We start from the raw sequence: 17,248 nt of genomic DNA, 5'->3' as shown, positions 1-17,248 counted from the left end.
GCAGTGCCCATGCTGGACGGGCTCGGTGAACCCCAGGTGAGACGATGATGAGGACTTCCTCAGTCTGCGCCAGGAGCGGAAGCGCCCACCCCACCCCGTCTCGCCCCGCCCTTTCGAGGGCCCGCGCAGCAGAATTTTCAAGGAAAGTGGTGGCCGTGTCACCACCCCCGAACCGCTGACGGAGGATCCCGATGACCCAGAGCCCTGAGAGCCGGACCGCACCGAGCGAGCCCACCGAGCCGCTGATCACGATCGACGTATGGACCGACGTGGTGTGCCCGTGGTGCTACATCGGCGAGTCCCGCCTGCACGATGCGATCGAGGCGGAGGGCCTCAGCGACCAGGTCCACGTGCGCGCCCACTCCTTCGAGCTGGATCCGACCTCGCCCACCGACAGCGTGAAGGACAACATCGCCCACCTGGTCGAGGCCAAGGGCATGGACGAGGCGAAGGTGCGCGAGATGGAGGCGCAGATCCAGGAGATGGCCCAGGAGATGGGCCGCGAGTACGTCACCGGGCGGCCGATGGCGAACACCCGCGGCGTGCACCGCGTCATGCAGGCCATCGGCGAGGCGCACGGCATCGACGCGGCGACGGACTTCTTCATGCAGCTCCAGCGCGGCTACTTCACCGGCACCATGAACCCCTTCGAGGCCGAGACCGTGATCGCCCGCGCCGTCGAGGCGGGCCTGGACGAGCAGGCCGCCCGCGCCGCGCATGCCGGCGAGACGCACGATGACAAGGTCGAGGCAGAGGTGCGCGAGGCCGCGTCGATGGGCGCGCGCGGTGTGCCGTTCTTCCTGTTCAACGACAAGTACACCGCCCCCGGGGCACTCCCCACGGAGTCCTTCCGTCAGGCGCTGCGGCAGATCGCCGACGAGGCCCGGGCCGAGCGGGCCCAGGCATGAGCATCATGCAGCACGGCACCGGCAGCACGGCCGACGGGGCCGACGCGACAAGGGACGGCGCCGCGGCGACGGCGGAGGCTGCACTCGCGGCACCTGCGGCGGAGACGACCGATGCCCCCGTCGCGCTGACCTCACTCACCTCCCTGCTGGGCGGGACGATCCAGGGCGGGACGAGCTGCGAGGTGGACGGCACCTGCGACTAGCGCGACCAGGCCAGCGTGAGCTCGACGCTCACCCGCACCCAGCCGCACGAAGCCGCACAGAAGAAGGGACGCCCGGATGCGCCACTGGGGCGCGTCCGGGCGTTCCTCTGTCCTCGCTGATCAGCGGGCGAGCAGCTCCTCGGTGCTGGTGCCGGGCAGGCTGAGGGTGACCGGAGTCCCCCAGGGGTCCTGGACCGAGATGGAGCGGCCGTCGTCGGCGAATCCGATGCCCGCCCTGGTGAGGCGTGCGGTCAGCGCGTCGAGGTCCACCCGGGCCGGGAGGGTGATGGCGACGTCGGCCAGCCCCAGGCCTGCGGCGCGCGGACCGGCACCGCGGCTGTTCCAGGTGTTCATCGCGACGTGGTGGTGGTATCCGCCGGCCGCGGCGAACAGGGCGCCGGGATGGTTGCCCGCGGTGACCTCGAAGCCGAGGGTGTCGATGTAGAACCGGCGTGCGGCGTCCACGTCACCGACCTGCAGGTGCACGTGGCCGACGATTCCCGGGCGGATCCCCGGATCGGCCTGGACGTCCTCGGTGAGGTGCTCACCGAGATACTTCTGCGGGTCGATGAACAGGGAGTCCATGGCGACTTCGCCGTTGTTCCACTGCCACTGGTCGCGGGGGCGGTCCCAGTACAGCTCGATGCCGTTCCCCTCGGGGTCGGCGAAGTAGAAGGCCTCGGAGACGAGGTGGTCGCCGGTGCCTGCGAAGCGGGAGTGGGGATCCTGGGCGGCACGCAGCACGGTGCCGGCGAGCGCAGTCTGGTCCTCGAAGAGAAAGGCGGTATGGAACAGTCCGGCCTGGCCGGGGTCCACGGCGGGCAGACCGGGGGTGGCCACCAGCCGCACGAAGGGGACGTCCCCGCGGCCGAGGATGCGGTGGACCTCGCCGTCCACCCGCGCTCGCTCCTCGATCGGGCTCAGCGCGAGGGCGTTCTCGTAGTAGGAGCTCATCAGCTCGATGTCACCGACGCGCAAGGTGACGGCGTCCATCGCGAGATCACCGGAAAGGTGCCGCTCATCCACTGCGTCGCTCTCCGTGCCGGTGGCGGTGAGGGGGGAGGAGATCATGGCGATCCTTTCGATCGAGGGGTCGATGGATCCATCATCCCCCGAGTTGGTAGAAAATTCAACCAGAGCGGACTGTGGAGTGGCTCATGGGCGATGACCTGAGCGGCACGCCGGGCTGTGGCGCGAGATGCAGAGGCGGGCGGCAGGCGCCGGTGCGGGCGCTCGCGCGGACGTTCGCGCGGACGCTCGTGGAGGCCCTCCGGAAAGGGTTCAGGGCGGTGAGCTCAGCTCACCGCCCTGTCCCCAAGTCTGCTCTCCCCTGCCGACTCGGGGCCCTCCCGACCTCGACCCTCGAGATGCTCGAGGGGAGGCGTGGGCTCCACGATAGGCGGCCCGACGATACTTGTTCCGGGACCTAGTTCCCTCGCTGTGGAGGCTCACACCACCGACTGGAACGAACGTTCCTGCTGGTCACACCTTCGCATCAAGGGTCCGAGTCGAGCCCGCAGACCCGGGGAACGGCCGGTTCCCGCTCCCTCAGGCGGGCGTCCCGGTCACGTCCGGACGCGCCGCATGAGCCGCGGCGAGCTGCTCCGCCCGCTCGAGGAGCGCGGCGCGGGAGCCCGCGGTGGTGGCGACGTCGCGGATCACCCAGGCCATCGCCACTGCGGCGTCGTCCATCAGCCGGTAGCCCTCCACGGAGGCGGCATGACCCGCGAATTCACGGGTGTGCAGCGCTCCCCCGGCACCGCTGATGCCGACGAAGGGGTGGAGGCCGGGCACCCGCTGCGTCACGTTGCCCATGTCGGTCGAGGCGGCCATGACACCGAGCGAGCCGTTCAGCGGCCGGCCGAGTCGCTCCATCGCCGCATTCCAGGCGGCCCCCAGCACCTCATCCTGGCGCAGCGGCTCGTAGACGGGCTCGGTCTGCTCGATCTCGAGGCTGGCGCCGGTCGCGACCGCACCCGCCTCGAGGCAGGCGAACAGCTGGTCGCGCAGCGCTTCGAACTCGGGCATCGTCAGCGCCCGGCATTCGAAGTCGACCACGGCGGTCTCGGGGACGATGTTCGTGACCCCGGACTGCTGCGGAACCAGGGCCAGGCGCTGGCCGTCCTTGATCCGCTGGCGCAGCAGACCGGCCGCGACCTGCGCGACCACCGCGGCGTCATTGGCGTTGATGCCGTCGGTGGGATTGGCGGCGGCGTGAGCGCCGCGACCGGTGTAGGTGGCGCGCCAGCGGCCGACGGCCTGGCTGGTCGAGCCCAGCACGTCATAGGTGTCCGTGTGCGGAGTGGGGTGGCTCATCAGTGACAGGTGCACACCGTCGAAGATGCCGCGCTCGATGAGCAGCTGCTTGCCTCCTCCGTGCTCCTCCGCGGGGGTGCCGATCACCTGCAGCGTCACGTCCAGCGTGGGGACGAGCTCCGCGAGTGCCAGCGCGGCACCGAGCGAGGCGCCGGCGATAAGATTGTGCCCGCAGCCGTGGCCGATCCCCGGCAGCGCGTCGTACTCGACGCACAGCGCGGCCACCAGGGAGCCGGAGCCGAGGGTGGCACGGAAGGCCGTGGGCAACTCGGCGATGCCCCGCTCGACGGTGAAACCGGCCTCCTCGAGGAGTCCGGCGCAGCGGTCGTGGGCGCGGCGCTCCTCGAAGGCGGTCTCCGGATCCGCGTGGATCGCGCGGGCGAGGGCATGGACCTGCTCGCGCTGGGCGCCGTAGGCGGCGGCGAGGGTGTCCTCGGCGAGGTCTGGCTGGGGGGTGGTGGCGTCATCAGTCACCCGCTGATCCTGCCATGATGCCCGCCCAGGCGGGCGCGCTCGGAGCGCGCCGCTCGGGCTGGAGCGTCAGAGGGCCAGAGCCAAAGGGCCACGGTCAGAGGGTCAGCGGGTCACGGTCAGCGGGTCAGCGGGTCACGGTCAGCGGGTCAGCGGGTCAGCGGGTCAGCGGGCCAGGGTCAGCAGGCCGGACGCTCAGAAGGCCGCAATTACACCCCGATCACGGGGACGACGCCGCAGCTGCGGCCTCAGTCGCCGTTGCGCAGCAGCGGCGGCACCAGGTAGCTGCCCTGACCCGCGCAGTAGAGGCGCGCCGGGCGCCCCCCGGTGGGTGCGGCATGCCGGTCCAGCTCCACGAGGAAGCCGTCGGTGCGGGTGGCCTTGCGGTGGAAGTTGCCGGCATCCAGGGTGGTCCCCCAGACGCTCTCGTAGACCCCGCGCAGCTGCGAGACCGTGAACTCCTCGGGCAGGAAGGTGACGGCCAGGGTGGTGTACTCCAGCTTGCTGCGCGCCCGTTCGATCGAGGATTCGAGCACGGCGGCGTGGTCGAAGGCCAGCGTGACCTCGCCGAGGTCCTCGAGCGCCCACCAGCGGGCATCGGCCACGTCATCGCCGCGACGGGGATCCGGGAGATCCGCGCCGAGCGCCATGAAGGACACCGAGACGACGTGGCCGCGGGGGTCACGCCCGGGGGTGCCGAAGGTCCGCACCTGCTCGAGATGGACGGCGCCGCTGCCGAGCGAGGCCTCATCGGACAGCACCCGGTAAGCGGCCGCATCGAGATCCTCGCCGTGCTGGATGAATCCGCCGGGAAGCGCCCAGGCACCTCGGTGGGGCTCGTCCTCGCGCTGGATCAGCAGCACGTTCAGCACGCCGTCCCGGAGGGTCAGGACGGTGAGGTCGACGGCGACGTGGATCTCGGATGCGGTGGGAGCCATGTGTCCAGATTAAGCATAGTTATGGTCAGATTGACTTCAACTGCAAGGCGACTCACAGGTAGCCACCGCACGGTCGGCCTCCGAGCTCCGGCACCGAGTTCAGTCCACCGCGGAGCTCAGTCGGTGAGCCAGCGGTCCCACTTCTCCGCGCGGTGCTCGGCCTCCACGATGCGCACGGTGCCGGAGGTGGAGCGCATGACGATCGACTCGGTGACGATGCGGTCTCCTCGGTATCGCACGCCGCGCAGCAGGTCGCCATCGGTGATGCCGGTGGCCGCGAAGTAGCAGTTATCCGTCGCGACCAGGTCATCTGTGGTCAGCACGCGGTCGAGATCGTGCCCGGCGTCGATCGCCTTCTGCTTCTCGTCATCGTCGATCGGGGCCAGCCGGCCCTGGATCATGCCGCCGGTGGCCTTGACCGCGCAGGCGGCGATGATGCCCTCCGGGGTGCCTCCGGTGCCCAGCAGCATGTCGACGCCGGCGCCGCGGGCCGCCGCGATGGCCCCTGCCACGTCGCCGTCCATGATGAACTTGACGCGCGCCCCGGCCGCCCTGATCTGCTCGACCAGCGGTTCGTGCCGCGGCCGCTCGAGGACGCACACGGTGACCTGGTTGACCGGCTTGCCGAGCGCCTTGGCGACCAGCTTGATGTTCTGCTCGATCGGGAGCCGGAGGTCCACGAACTCCGCGGCCTCCGGGCCCACCACCATCTTCTCCATGTAGAACACGGCCGAGGGGTCGTACATGCTCCCCTTCTCGGCGACCGCGAACACCGCGAGCGCGTTGTTATAGCCCAGCGCGGTCAGTCGGGTGCCGTCGATCGGATCCACCGCGACGTCGACATCCGGGCCGGTGCCGTCGCCCACGGACTCACCGTTGAAGAGCATGGGGGCCTCGTCCTTCTCCCCCTCGCCGATGACGACGGTGCCGTTCATCTGCACGGTGTCCATGAAGGAGCGCATCGCGTCGACCGCTGCGCCGTCGGCCCGGTTCTTGTCCCCCGCACCGACCCAGCGCGCTCCGGCGATGGCGGCCGCCTCGGTCACCCGGACGAGTTCAAGGGCGAGGTTGCGGTCGGGAGCATTGGAGGCGGGGGTGATCATGAGGTCTCCTCGTCGTCGAGTTCAGGGCGATGTCATGGCCCGAACCTGCCGTCTCGACAGGCCGAGCGGTGCCTGACGTGCTCCTCGGACTCTACCCGGAGCGGAGTGCGCGCGAGGAGACTCGGGGCCCCTCGCCCTCAGGCGGTGACGGACTCCCGCTCCGCTGCCACGGTGCGGTCCTTGAGGGCTGCGCGCAGGGAGACGAACAGGGCGAACAGTCCCACGGTGAGGATGATGTGCCCGAGGCCCGCGATGCCGGGGATCGCGGCGGTGGTGGTCGCGGGGTCCTGGCCGTCGAGGGTGAGGATGCCGCGCACGGCCTGCATCACCACGGTGAGCAGCAGGCCGATGTTGTAGGTCCAGTAGAATACCGTGAAGGAGCGGCGGCCGGTGAGGGAGAAGACCGCGTCCAGAGCCAGCACGATCAGGAAGACCAGCATCCCCAGCGCTAGGAAGTGGGTGTGGAGGGTGCTGAGCTGGGTGTCGACCCCGAGAGCGTCGGTGGCCTTGGTGTACTCGCGGTAGAAGAGGCCGGAGGCGACGCCGAGGATCATGTAGACGAATGAGGTGCTGAGCAGTCGGTTCATGTCATCAACACTAGAAAGCGTGCCGAGTCCTGTGATCGGCCAAAGGGTTGATCTGCGCTGGTCCGTGCAGGACGGCGCCCGCCGTCCCCGACAGTGCGGGGGCGACGGGCGCCGTCGTGGTGCATGGCCCGGGACCGGGTCAGACAGTCCCGGATCAGACGATCATGCGGCCTTCGTCGCGGGCTTCCTTGGCGTCCTTGGCGAAGCCGCGGACGATCGTGATCAGGATGCCGAGCACGAGCACGGGCCACATCAGCACGTAGATGGTGAGCAGAGCGGTCATGACTGTTCTCCTCTCAGAGGGTGCGGACCGGCCGGAGCACGGTCACGCGGGGGACGGAGCGGCGGCCGGTCCGGTTGCCGCGAATGGATGGCGCAGCCGCCACGAAGGGGTGGCGCAGTTGCCGTGGACGGGCTGATCAGCTGTCGGTCGAACGCCCCACAGCAGCGGTGGCGCCCGGGAGGTCGATGTCCTCATCGGCGGTGAGGGTCTCGTCGTCGAAATCGCCGGTGACCTTGCGGATCGAGGAGAAGTCGAAGTTCTGCGTCGACCGGAAGCTCAGCAGGTAGCAGACCAGGAAGGAGACCGAGTAGGCCACCAGCGAGCCGGAGAGGGTCTCGAAGTCGCGCAGGTAGCCGAAGCCGAAGGGCAGCACTGCGAGGATGGAGACGACGCCGACGATCACGGCCACGCGCTTCCCGAAGAAGCCGAAGCTCATGATGCCGAGCACCACGCCCACGCCGATGATGGCGAGCAGCTCGACCACCAGTGCCCAGGCACCGGTGATCGGGATCAGCGTGAACCGCACCGGCAGGAACACCACCAGGGCGGCGATCACGGAGAGCGTGAACGCCTTGTTGGTGACCTTCTTCCAGTAGAAGGAGGCGATGACCGGGAACACCAGGCAGCCCCACAGCGCGCCGACGAAGACCAGCAGGTCCAGGATGTTGAACTTCGCCGTGGCGAAGTACAGGGCCAGGCCCGTGGCGACGATCATCGTGAGGCGGCCGATGAGGATCATCAGCTTCGGGTTCACGTTCTTGCGGCCGACGGACTGGCCGTAGATGTCTGTCATCACGATCGAGCTGAGCGCGGCCAGGTCGGAGTCTGCAGTCGAGGACAGCGAGCCGATGATCATGATGAATGCGAGCGCGACCAGCGCGACGGGCAGGTAGGTGCCCACCATCTGCGGCATCAGGTTGTTCACATCGCCGCCCATGGGCTCGACGCCCAGGTACAGCGCCATCACGCCCAGCATCCCGATCCCGATCACGGTCGCGCCGTAGCCGATCGTGGCGGTGATGAAGGTGGGCTTGATGAGGTCCTCGCGCACGGCGAAGAGGCGCTGGGCGATGGTCTGGTTGCCGATCGCGTAGGCGAGCACGGCGGCGATATACGGCGCACCCTGGTTCATGAAGGCGTCGGAGGAGAAGAAGCTCTCCTGCTGCGGCGTGACGTGGCCGGCTGCCACACCTTCGGCGAATATCGACGGGCCGCCGGCGAGGAGGAACACGGCCGGGATGATGATGACGGCAGCGCCGAGCATCGCCACCACCTGTGCGAAGTCGGTGAGGACGGAGGCGCGGAAGCCGGACCACAGGGTGTACATCAGGACCCCGGCGGCGATGATGAGGATGCCGTGACCGAAGTTCAGCGGGGAGAGCATCGCGATGATCGCGCCCCCGGCGATGAAGTTCGAGGTCAGGGAGATGACCGAGCCGAGCACGTTGGAGCCGGCGAGCATCAGCTGCGAGGAGCGGCCGTGGCGGGCGTACATCACCTCGGCGAGGGTGTGGGCGCGCGGGGCGACTTTGCGGATCCGCTTGCCGAAGGGGTAGATGAACAGGATCATCAGCGCCCCCCAGAGCCCGTAGTGGATGGGGCCGGAGACGCCATAGGTGTAGCCGGCGGTGACCGAGGCGTACATCGAGGACGCCCAGATCCAGGTGGCGGTCATCGAGGCGGCGGAGACGCCGAAGCCGATCTTGTTGCCGGCGGTCATGTAGTCGTCGGCGTTCTCCTTCTTGCGGGAGATGGAGACGGACATCCACATCGTGGCGCCGTAGAACAGGATCAGAAGGAGCAATACTCCGACGATTCCGAGCTGGACGATCTCACCTGAGGGCGCGGGCGGCACTGGGCTTCCTTTCATTGCGGACAACTGGTCTCCTGCAACCGGTCATCCGCGCACGCTGCTCAGAGCGCGCTGGCATCAGGGCGGAGCCCTGCGGGGCCGACCGGCAATCGACCCCCTCGCACGAGCCGTTCTTCGTCCACCCGGGCGGCGCCTGGCGCCTGCTCCGGGGACGGGACGGCGGCCGCAGCTCTTCGGCCCTCCCGGGACGGTCCGCGGCTCACATCGCACGTGGAGCCGTATAGATACTCGCACAGTGCATGCCGCTTGGCTACCGCGTGGGTAACATATCGATAAACCATGCAGGTCACAGCGGGTAAACTTTTTGTCGGACAAACTGATTCCGGGTAGCTTTTCGGTCGATCTGCATGTCGATGCACTCTGCGTTCCCCTCGCCTGCTCGCCTGCATCCTTCCCGTCTGCTCGCCCGCCTCCTCCCCGTCTGCACCCTCCCCAGAAGCGTCGAATGCATCCGATGGCATCTACTCGCTCTCCCGCAGACGCCCCACGTAAAGTGCGGACATCGACGTCGGTCGCATCGGTGCGGCCAGAAATGAGGAGACATGAGCGCCAGGCGCATCGGACTGATCGGGTGCGGCGACGTCTCGGTCGTGCACTTCGAGGCGATCCGGGACATCGAGGGACTCGAGCTGGTGGGTGTCGCCGACACTGACCCGCAGGCGCTCGCCCGCGCCACCGAGGCCACCGGGGTCCCCGGCTTCACCAGCACCCAGGAGCTGATCGATGCCCTGAAGCCCGACGCGGTGCACGTGACCACCCCGCACGACGAGCACATCGACCCCACCCTCACCGCGCTGGCCGCCGGGGTGCATGTGCTGCAGGAGAAGCCCCTCGCGCACACCCTCGAAGAAGGACAGCGCCTGGTGGACGCCCTGAAGAGCGCGGGTCCCGATGCTCCGAAGGTGGGCATCTGCTTCCAGAACCGCTACAACCTCGCCAGTGAGCGCCTGCGCGAGCTGCTCGCCTCCGGTGAGCTCGGCGCGGTGCGCGGGGCCTGGGCCTCGGTGGTGTGGACCCGCAGCGCGGACTACTACCGTGCCAAGCCCTGGCGCGGCACCTGGGCGAATTCCGGCGGTGGCCTGCTGATCAACCAGGCGATCCACACCCTGGACCTGGTGCAGTGGCTGCTGGGCGGCGTGGAGCGCACCGACGGGCATGTCGCGACCCGCAAGTATGGGGACGTGATCGAGGTCGAGGACACCGCGGAGCTGCTGCTGCATCACCCGGGCGGCGTGACCACCTCGTTCTACGCCACCCTCACCGCGCCCCAGCACCGCCCCGTCGAGGTCGAGCTGGACTGCGAGAATGCCTACGTGACGCTGCGCGGCGGCACCGATGGCGGGCTCACCATCCGCTGGGCCGACGGGCGAGTGGACACGATCGGCGAGCGCTCGGTCACCTCCGGCGGCCGCTCTTACTGGGGCGTCTCCCACGAGCTGCTGATCCGGGACTTCTACGAGCACCTCGAGGACCCCGAGCCCTTCTGGATCGGTCCGCAGGAGGCGATGGCCTCGCTGGAGATCCTCAAGGAGGCCTATCGGCTGAGCGGCGTGGGCGCGGGCGCCTGAGCTCTCCGTCCTGAACCCGGTGGCCTGAGCTCTGCGGCGACCGCAGGACCGCAGGCCCCCTGCCTTCCGGGCCCCGTCGACGCACCGACGGGGCCCGGACTGCTCCGCCGGCGCGGCGCTGGTCGACGAGTTCGGGCTTGCAGGACTCCGGGCTCGCGGCCGAGCAGCAGCCCGGGCCGGGGCACCTGTCCATCGCGACGGCGCGGAGGAATCGCTCGCCCTAGCCCTCTGCGACCAGTTCTGTCTCCTCAGCCGCGGGAGAGCTCGACGGAGCGCACCGTTGTATTGCCCTTGGTGTCCACGAAGACCAAGTTGCTCCCCACCCGGTAGTTGGATGCTGCATTGTTCGCAATCCTGAAGGTCTTCATCCGCTCGTCGAAAGTTCCGTCGAGATAGGTCTCAGTCACCGTGATCCTGAGCTCGTTCTCACTGCCCGGCAGACGGGTGACGACGGCGATCATCCCGTTGGCGCCCAGCACCTCGCTGTTGGCGGCAAGGCCCGTGATCTCCGGGGCGACGGGCTCGGCGCTCGGCGCGTCGGCTGCCTGACGTCCTGCCTGCGCTTCGATCGCGATGCGGAGCGTGTCCACCCCTGTCGCGGAGTTCGGCCGCTCACTCCTCGCGGCGCTCCACGATGCCACTGCGCAGCAGGTAGCGCAGCACGTTGCTCGCCGTGCGCTGCATCTCCCCCAGGGTGAGGCCGTCCTCGCGGGCGAAGGAGTCCATGATCGCGTCGTCCCGAGTGGTCCCGAAGTGGACCTTCGCCCCGGGCATCAGCACATCGACCTGCGCCCGCACTCGGTAGGCGCTGTCGCGCAGGGCCGGGAAGTGCGGATCGGGCTCGTTGCGCATCCACCAGTCGGTGACGACATTGCCGTCGTAGCCCCACTCCCCGCGCAGCACCGTGGTGACGAGGTCGTAGTGGTAGTGACCCCACACCCCGTTGATGCGGTTGTACGAGGTCATGAGGTTCTGCGGGGGCGCGACACGGACCAGGATCTCGAAGCCGCGCAGGTAGATCTCCCGCAGGGCACGCTCGGAGACCCGGGAGTCGCTCACGGTGCGCTGGGTCTCCTGATTGTTGGCGGCGAAGTGCTTGGGGCAGGCGGAGACCCCCTGGGACTGCACCCCGGCCACGATCGCACTCGCCATCGCTCCGGTGAGCAGAGGATCCTCCGCGAAGTACTCGAAGTTCCGCCCGCACAGGGGATCGCGGTGGATGTTCATCCCGGGGGCGAGGATCATGTCGGACCCCTTGTCGAGCATCTCCTGACCATGCAGCACCGCCAGCTCGCGCACCGCCTGGACATCCCAGGAGGATGCGAGCGCGGTGCCGCACGGGAGCAGCGCGGCGATCGTCGCCAGCCGCAGCCCGGAGGGCCCGTCGGTCGTGGTCGCGGGCGGAATCCCGCGACTGCGCAGGGCTTCGGTCACCCCGCCCAGCGTTCCGGCGTTCCCGGGAGCCCCCAGGGGGCTGTCCATCACGAGGTCGCCGTAGGCGAGGCTCGTGAGCTCCTCGGGGCTCAGCGTCGCGACGAAGTCCGACAGCTCCGCACGCCCGGCGAGCACATCCTCGAAGCTCACCTCAGAGCTTCCCTCCGCGCCCTCGACGAGGTCGAGCGCAGGCGGGAGCCGGTCCAGGATCCGCTGGGCGAGATCGACGCTTGCGGTGGGCACCGGCTCCCAGCTCACCTGCGCATCGCCGCCCTCCCCGCGGCGCACCACCATCCGGTCGAAGCCGTGGCCGGGCTGGACCGCGGCGACCTCCTCCAGCTGCCGCACCACTCTCAGCTCCCCGACCTGGACCGAGCCGACCAGGGCTGCCTGGCGCACGTCGGTGCCGACGAACACGCGGTACTCCCCCGGCTCGAGCACCCAGGCGCTGCGGTGTCCGGTCGCGCCGGTGTCGTCGTAGCTGGCCAGGTCCTCGAGCTGGACGGTGAGGGGAACGTTCTGGTTCTGGCCGGGCTCGAGCTCGGTAGTACGGGCGAAGGCGGCGAGGGAGCGGGCAGGCTTCGACAGCGCGCCATCCGGGGCCTGGACGTAGAGCTGGACGACCTCGGAGCCGCTGCGCGCTCCGGTGTTGGTGACGGTGGCCTGCACGGACAGTCCGGCGTCGGTGGCTGCGACTCCCGACGCGGCGATCTCGAAGGAGCTGTAGCCGAGCCCGAAGCCGAAGGGGAACAGCACCTTCTCCTGTGCGAAGGTCTCGAAGTAGCGGTAGCCGACGAAGATGTCCTCGACGTACTCGCTCACCTCCGGGTCACCGAAGTTCCCGGCCGAGGGGTAGTCCTCGTAGCGGTGGGCGATGGTGTCGGTCAGGCGTCCGCCGGGCTCGACCACCCCGGTGAGCACGTCGGCCGCGGCGCGCCCGCCCTCCATCCCACCGGACCAGGCCAGCAGCACTGCGGAGAGCGGGAAGTCCTCGACCCAGGAGAGGTCGATGACGTTGCCGGTATCCACCAGCACCACGGTGCGCTCGAAGCTGGTGGTGACCTGGTCCAGCAGCTCTCTCTCCGCGGTCGAGAGGTAGTACGCGCCCGGCTCGAGGACGTTGTCACGGTCCTCGCCGGCTGCCCGGCCGATCACCACCACGGCGCTGTCATTGCGCGCGGCGGAGGCGGCGATGATGCCCGCCGCGAGCTCCGGCTCGGGGAAGGAGCGGGGCCACTGCCCCCAGTCCTGGCCGGGATCTGCGGGATGCTGCGCGGAGAAGGCCTCGTAGAGGGCGGCGAGCTCCTCGTCGACGATGACCTCGCCGCCCTCCCGGAGGGAGTCCAGCAGGTTGGTGACATACGGCGGGTTCACATCGCCGCCGGAGCCGTAGCCCACCGCGATCCAGTCCTTCTGGATGCGGCCGAAGACGGCCACCCGCGAACCCTGTGACAGCGGCAGCACGCCGTCGTTGCGCAGCAGGATGGTGCCGCGGGCGGCAAGGGAGCGGGCTCGGGAGGCCAGCTCGGGGTCGACGCGCTGCTCTGCATCGGGAGCAGCGGCGGTCACGGCGGTGGAGGTCTGCGAGAGCAGGGTGTCGGTCATGGTGCAGGCACTTTCGTCAGCGGCACCGCCAGAAGCGGGCCGCGGGATGGAGCAGGCCGATGACGGGCCAGGGGTGAGGAAGGGCAGGGGCCCCGGGTGATGCAGGGTCAGCCCTTGATCGCCCCCGTGAGCACACCCTTGGTGAAGAACCGCTGCGCGAAGGGATAGACGATGAGGATCGGGATCGTCGCGACCACCACGATCGCCATCTGCACGGTCTGGGCAGGCGGGGCGGGACGGTCCGGGGCCTGGAGATCGCTCATCGCATTGCCCTGGACGACGTACTGGTTCAGCACCAGCTGGATCGGCCACTTCGTGGTGTCGTTGATGTAGAGCAGGGCGTTGAAGAACGAGTTCCAGTAGCCGACGGCATAGAACAGGGCGATCACCGCGAGCACCGCCTTGGACAGCGGCAGCACGATCGAGCCGAAGATCCGGAACTCGCTGGCCCCGTCGATGCGAGCCGACTCGAGCAGCTCGCTGGGCAGCTCCATGAAGAAGTTGCGCATCACGATCATGTTGAAGGCGCTGATCAGCCCCGGCAGGATCAGTGCCCAGTAGCTGTCCAGCAGGCCCAGCTGCTTGATCAGCAGGTAGTTCGGGATGATCCCGGCGCCGAAGAACATCGTGCACAGCACCAGCACCATCGCGCTCTTCGCATAGGGGACATCGCGGGTACGGGTGAGCCCATAGGCGAGCGTCGAGGTGAACAGCAGCGACAGCAGGGTGCCGACGATCGTGATCCCTGCGGTGACCAGCAGGGACCTGGTCACCACGCCGCCGGCGAAGATCGATTCATAGGCCGCACTGGAGAACGACGTCGGGATCAGCTGCCCGGAGGTCACGGAGCCGGCGTCGGCGAAGGAGAACAGGATGACGTACAGGAACGGGTAGAGCATCACCACGGCGATCATCGCGATGGCCGCCACCTTCAGCGCCTGCATCGTGGGCGAGGGGGTCCCCATCCAGGGCGGACGCCCTGGGGATCGGCGGGGGCCCTTCGCGCGGCGGGGCGCGGCGGGCTGGGCGATCTGGTCGATGACGGCCATCAGAAGATTCCTCCGGTTCCGAGGCTCTTCGCGATGCGATTCGCGAAGATGACGAGGACAGTGGCGATGACGCCCTTGAGCAGTCCGGCGGCCGCGGAGAGCCCCCAGTCACCGCCGGCGATGCCGCGGAAGTAGACGAAGGTGTCCAGCACCTGCGCCGCATTCGCGCCGACAGCGGGCTGTTGCAGCAGCAGTTGTTCGAAGCCGACGGTCAGCACGTTGCCCACGGTGAGGATGAGCAGCAGGGAGATGACGGGCACCAGGCCGGGCAGGGTGATGTGCCACATGCGCCGCCAGGAGCCGGCGCCGTCGGTCGCGGCGGACTCGTACAGCTCGGTCGGGATCGCCGAGATCGCGGCGAAGAAGATGATCGTCCCCCAGCCGATGTCCTTCCAGATCACCTGGCTGACCACGAGGATCTTGAACGTCTCGGGGTTGGTCATGATGTTGACGCCGTGGATCCCGATCGCCTCGAAGAGCTGGGCGACCGGGCCCGCACCGCCGAGGATCTTCTGCCAGATCGCGATCACGATCACCCAGGAGATGAAGTGCGGCAGGTAGACGACGGTCTGGATGATCCGCTTGATCCCCTCCCCCAGCAGGGAGTTCAGGAACAGCGCCAGGATGATCGGTGCGGGGAACGCGAAGACGATCTGCAGCAGCGAGATGACCAGGGTGTTGACGACGGCGCGCAGCACTTCGTCGTCGGTGAAGAGGTTCGCGAAGTTCTGCAGTCCCACCCACTCGGACTCGAAGACGCCCCGGAACGCGGAATAGTCCTGGAAGGCGACCACATTGCCCGCGAGCGGGACATAGGCGAACAGCAGGAAGAACAGCACACCGGGCACGATGAACACATACATCTGCCACTCGCGCTTCATCCGCTGCCACCGGGACCGGGACCGAGGGCGCGGTGGCCCCGCAGGTGGCTCGGGGTGCGTGGGACTCTCCTCGGGGACGCTCGCGACCGCCTGCGCGATCGCCGGGGACTCGACGTCCCGTGCTCCGATGCTCATCGAAGGATTCCTTCCTGGGCCGCGCCGGGGGCGCGGGTGGTGGGTGAGGGGCTGGAGATCCCCGGGAGCGCGTCGAGAACGGCCTCGCGCGGGGTGCACCGGGCGACGGGCAGGTTCTCGAGCAGCTGGTCGAAGATCTCCTGGGCGTGCGAGGGCGCGGGTCCCTGCTCGGACGTCCCCCAACCAGCGGCGAAGCGGATGATCTCCTCCCAGCGCTCGGGTGGGGTGATGATCTGCGGCGAGGTGCCGCGGGCGATCTTCTTCCAGGTCCAGAACGTCCAGGGGATGTCGTGCTGCTCGAACAGGCCGAACGCGTCGGAGTACCACTGATCGTCGTTCTCACCGCTCTCCCCCATCCACAGCGGAAGGCCCAGCCGGTCGCGAAGATCGAGATGCTGCTGGATGCTCTGAGTCGTCGGTTCCGACCAGTACTTGTGGAAGTGGACGCAGGAGTTCTCGTCCCAGATCTGATCGATCCCCTCGAAGCGGGTCGCCCAGTTCCAGCCTTCGATGGAGAGCAGATGGTGGGGGTCCGCCTCGCGGATCACCGCGATCACGTCGCGGTAGAACTCCGCCAGCCGCGGCACCAGGGCTGCGTGCTTCTCCGGCAGCGGTTCGTTGAGCAGGTCATAGGCGCTGACGGTGGGCTCATCGGCATAGCGCTGTGCCAGCAGCCGCCACAGGCGCAGCCCCTGCTGGTAGGCGGCGGGGTCGGTGAAGAGCTCGGGCAGGCGACGCGGTGAGTCGTCGATGTTCTCGCCGGTCTGGCCTCCGGGGGCGCCGTGGAGGTCCAGCACGCAGCTGATCCCCGCCGCGCGGCACCAGTCGATCGTGCGATCAACGTGCGCGATGCCCTCGTCGATCAGATCGTGGCCGTCGAACAGCGCGCGGGCATTCAGCGGCAGCCGCACATGGTCGAAACCGGCAGCCGCGATCTGGGTGATGTCCTGCGCCGTGAGGAAGCGCGCTCGATACTTCGCCCAAAACTCCGCGGCGGCGGCGGCCCCGAGCAGCTCGGTGACGAGCTGCTCGATGCGGCGCGGCGAATCGACCGGTCCCTCCAGGTCCCACATATATCCCTCCGGCAGCAGCCAGCCACCCAGCCCCATGCCGCGCCGGAAGGGGAGCGCTCCCTCAGGAGCGACGATGCTCGCCCCCTCGCGCCGGTAATACCTCGACTGCGTCATCCCTGGTCTCCTGTTCCTGGCCATCGAGCGGAGGCGCTAAGGTGCCGAACATGCCCAGCGCCTCCATGGATCCGGCCGATGCCTCCCTCGGCCCCCGAGCTCGTCGCTCTGCGCTGCGCCGCAAGGAGATCCTCGAATCCGCCGCCCGCACCATCGGCCAGCGCGGCTACGCGGGGGCCACGCTGGCGGCGATCGCCGAAGATGTCGGCATCTCCGCCCCGAGCCTCCTGCACCACTTCCGGAACAAGGAATCCCTGCTCACAGAGCTGATCGACTACCGTGACGACGTCTCGCGGGACATCGGGGGAACGTCCTTCGACGCCGGCGGGCAGGCGGCGCTGGACCACCTCGGCGACACCGCCGCCGCCAACACCGCCAACCGCGGGCTGACCCAGCTGTACGCGGTGCTCCTCGGCGAATCGATCACCGAGGGGCATCCCGCGCAGTCCTACTTCCGGGATCGTCTCGCGGGGCTGCGGGTCATGGTGCGCGACGCGATCCTCACCGCCGTCGCGGATCCGACGATCGCCGAGGCCGATGTCCTGGAGACCTCGGCGGCGATCGTGGCTGTGATGGATGGCGTGCAGTACCAGTTCCTGCTCGACCCCGGCGCCGTGGATATGACCGCGGTGACCCGTCGCACCATCCGGGCCCTGCTCGCCGACCTCAGGAGCGGCTCCGCGATGGGCGATGAGCACTGACATCGC

At 68.8% G+C, this 17,248-nt stretch carries 16 protein-coding genes; 4 read left to right on the top strand and 12 right to left on the bottom strand.

Going from position 1 to position 17,248, the window contains the following annotated elements; all coding sequences use genetic code 11:
* Positions 1-191: 191 nt before the first annotated feature.
* Entirely contained in the window at positions 192-908 is a 717-nt protein-coding gene (locus tag ACT3SQ_RS04875; protein WP_442332610.1) for a DsbA family oxidoreductase, read from the top strand.
* Positions 905-1,111, top strand: coding sequence for a hypothetical protein (locus ACT3SQ_RS04870; protein ID WP_444600885.1), 207 nt, complete (start codon positions 905-907; stop codon positions 1,109-1,111). The genes ACT3SQ_RS04875 and ACT3SQ_RS04870 overlap by 4 nt, the downstream gene beginning before the upstream one ends.
* A gap of 120 nt (positions 1,112-1,231) precedes the next feature.
* Here ACT3SQ_RS04870 and ACT3SQ_RS04865 read toward each other — a convergent pair whose 3' ends face one another.
* From ACT3SQ_RS04865 to ACT3SQ_RS04835, 7 genes are all read right to left on the bottom strand, one after another.
* Positions 1,232-2,182 (bottom strand): VOC family protein, encoded by a 951-nt coding sequence (locus ACT3SQ_RS04865; RefSeq protein WP_444600884.1) that lies wholly within the window; start codon positions 2,180-2,182, stop codon positions 1,232-1,234.
* A gap of 477 nt (positions 2,183-2,659) precedes the next feature.
* Positions 2,660-3,901, bottom strand: a complete 1,242-nt coding sequence (locus tag ACT3SQ_RS04860) for an amidohydrolase (protein WP_441444641.1) — start codon at positions 3,899-3,901, stop codon at positions 2,660-2,662.
* A 245-nt stretch (positions 3,902-4,146) separates the two neighbouring features.
* A complete protein-coding gene (locus tag ACT3SQ_RS04855; RefSeq protein ID WP_441444642.1) occupies positions 4,147-4,836 on the bottom strand; it encodes an NUDIX hydrolase in 690 nt (229 codons plus the stop codon).
* Between the two features lie 116 nt (positions 4,837-4,952).
* A complete protein-coding gene (glpX, locus tag ACT3SQ_RS04850; protein WP_441444643.1) occupies positions 4,953-5,939 on the bottom strand; it encodes a class II fructose-bisphosphatase in 987 nt (328 codons plus the stop codon).
* Between the two features lie 137 nt (positions 5,940-6,076).
* A complete protein-coding gene (locus ACT3SQ_RS04845; protein ID WP_441444644.1) occupies positions 6,077-6,526 on the bottom strand; it encodes a DUF2871 domain-containing protein in 450 nt (149 codons plus the stop codon).
* A gap of 154 nt (positions 6,527-6,680) precedes the next feature.
* Positions 6,681-6,809 carry a putative transporter small subunit gene (locus ACT3SQ_RS04840; protein ID WP_345076133.1) on the bottom strand — a complete coding sequence of 43 codons (129 nt, stop codon included), beginning with the start codon at positions 6,807-6,809 and terminating at the stop codon, positions 6,681-6,683.
* Between the two features lie 136 nt (positions 6,810-6,945).
* Positions 6,946-8,664 carry a sodium:solute symporter family protein gene (locus ACT3SQ_RS04835; protein ID WP_425548329.1) on the bottom strand — a complete coding sequence of 573 codons (1,719 nt, stop codon included), beginning with the start codon at positions 8,662-8,664 and terminating at the stop codon, positions 6,946-6,948.
* Between the two features lie 560 nt (positions 8,665-9,224).
* Here ACT3SQ_RS04835 and ACT3SQ_RS04830 point away from each other — a divergent pair.
* Complete coding sequence (locus ACT3SQ_RS04830; protein WP_444600883.1) at positions 9,225-10,250, top strand: Gfo/Idh/MocA family protein; 1,026 nt, start codon at positions 9,225-9,227, stop codon at positions 10,248-10,250.
* Positions 10,251-10,498: 248 nt separating this feature from the next.
* Here the strand turns inward: ACT3SQ_RS04830 and ACT3SQ_RS04825 are convergent, their stop codons facing one another.
* From ACT3SQ_RS04825 to ACT3SQ_RS04805, 5 genes are all read right to left on the bottom strand, one after another.
* Positions 10,499-10,840, bottom strand: coding sequence for a hypothetical protein (locus ACT3SQ_RS04825; protein WP_444600882.1), 342 nt, complete (start codon positions 10,838-10,840; stop codon positions 10,499-10,501).
* Between the two features lie 22 nt (positions 10,841-10,862).
* The gene (locus ACT3SQ_RS04820) at positions 10,863-13,289 is read right to left on the bottom strand and encodes a glycoside hydrolase family 3 protein (protein ID WP_444600881.1); all 2,427 of its coding nucleotides are present in this window, start codon (positions 13,287-13,289) and stop codon (positions 10,863-10,865) included.
* Positions 13,290-13,396: 107 nt separating this feature from the next.
* On the bottom strand, positions 13,397-14,338 hold the full coding sequence (locus ACT3SQ_RS04815; RefSeq protein WP_345076128.1) for a carbohydrate ABC transporter permease: 942 nt from the start codon (positions 14,336-14,338) through the stop codon (positions 13,397-13,399).
* Complete coding sequence (locus tag ACT3SQ_RS04810) at positions 14,338-15,354, bottom strand: ABC transporter permease (protein ID WP_345076127.1); 1,017 nt, start codon at positions 15,352-15,354, stop codon at positions 14,338-14,340. The genes ACT3SQ_RS04815 and ACT3SQ_RS04810 overlap by 1 nt, the downstream gene beginning before the upstream one ends.
* Entirely contained in the window at positions 15,351-16,541 is a 1,191-nt protein-coding gene (locus tag ACT3SQ_RS04805) for a glycoside hydrolase family 5 protein (protein ID WP_444600880.1), read from the bottom strand. Before ACT3SQ_RS04805 ends, ACT3SQ_RS04810 begins: the two co-directional genes overlap by 4 nt.
* Before the next feature lie 50 nt (positions 16,542-16,591).
* On the opposite strand from ACT3SQ_RS04805, the gene ACT3SQ_RS04800 reads away from it, so the two are divergent.
* Positions 16,592-17,242: a TetR/AcrR family transcriptional regulator gene (locus tag ACT3SQ_RS04800; protein WP_345076125.1), complete on the top strand. Its 651-nt coding sequence runs from the start codon at positions 16,592-16,594 to the stop codon at positions 17,240-17,242.
* The last annotated feature ends 6 nt before the right edge of the window (positions 17,243-17,248 follow it).

The sequence above is a fragment of the Brachybacterium sp. AOP42-C2-15 genome, from assembly GCF_052377065.1.
In the GTDB taxonomy this organism is placed as follows: Bacteria; Actinomycetota; Actinomycetes; order Actinomycetales; family Dermabacteraceae; genus Brachybacterium.
This window is presented reverse-complemented; position numbering and strand designations above follow the sequence as displayed.

Coding starts and splice junctions, on each gene's coding strand:
- ACT3SQ_RS04875 (WP_442332610.1), top strand. CDS start 192: ATGACCCAGAGCCCTGAGAGCCGGACCGCACCGAGCGAGCCCACCGAG.
- ACT3SQ_RS04870 (WP_444600885.1), top strand. CDS start 905: ATGAGCATCATGCAGCACGGCACCGGCAGCACGGCCGACGGGGCCGAC.
- ACT3SQ_RS04865 (WP_444600884.1), bottom strand. CDS start 2,182: ATGATCTCCTCCCCCCTCACCGCCACCGGCACGGAGAGCGACGCAGTG.
- ACT3SQ_RS04855 (WP_441444642.1), bottom strand. CDS start 4,836: ATGGCTCCCACCGCATCCGAGATCCACGTCGCCGTCGACCTCACCGTC.
- glpX (WP_441444643.1), bottom strand. CDS start 5,939: ATGATCACCCCCGCCTCCAATGCTCCCGACCGCAACCTCGCCCTTGAA.
- ACT3SQ_RS04845 (WP_441444644.1), bottom strand. CDS start 6,526: ATGAACCGACTGCTCAGCACCTCATTCGTCTACATGATCCTCGGCGTC.
- ACT3SQ_RS04840 (WP_345076133.1), bottom strand. CDS start 6,809: ATGACCGCTCTGCTCACCATCTACGTGCTGATGTGGCCCGTGCTCGTG.
- ACT3SQ_RS04830 (WP_444600883.1), top strand. CDS start 9,225: ATGAGCGCCAGGCGCATCGGACTGATCGGGTGCGGCGACGTCTCGGTC.
- ACT3SQ_RS04820 (WP_444600881.1), bottom strand. CDS start 13,289: ATGACCGACACCCTGCTCTCGCAGACCTCCACCGCCGTGACCGCCGCT.
- ACT3SQ_RS04815 (WP_345076128.1), bottom strand. CDS start 14,338: ATGGCCGTCATCGACCAGATCGCCCAGCCCGCCGCGCCCCGCCGCGCG.
- ACT3SQ_RS04810 (WP_345076127.1), bottom strand. CDS start 15,354: ATGAGCATCGGAGCACGGGACGTCGAGTCCCCGGCGATCGCGCAGGCG.
- ACT3SQ_RS04805 (WP_444600880.1), bottom strand. CDS start 16,541: ATGACGCAGTCGAGGTATTACCGGCGCGAGGGGGCGAGCATCGTCGCT.
- ACT3SQ_RS04800 (WP_345076125.1), top strand. CDS start 16,592: ATGCCCAGCGCCTCCATGGATCCGGCCGATGCCTCCCTCGGCCCCCGA.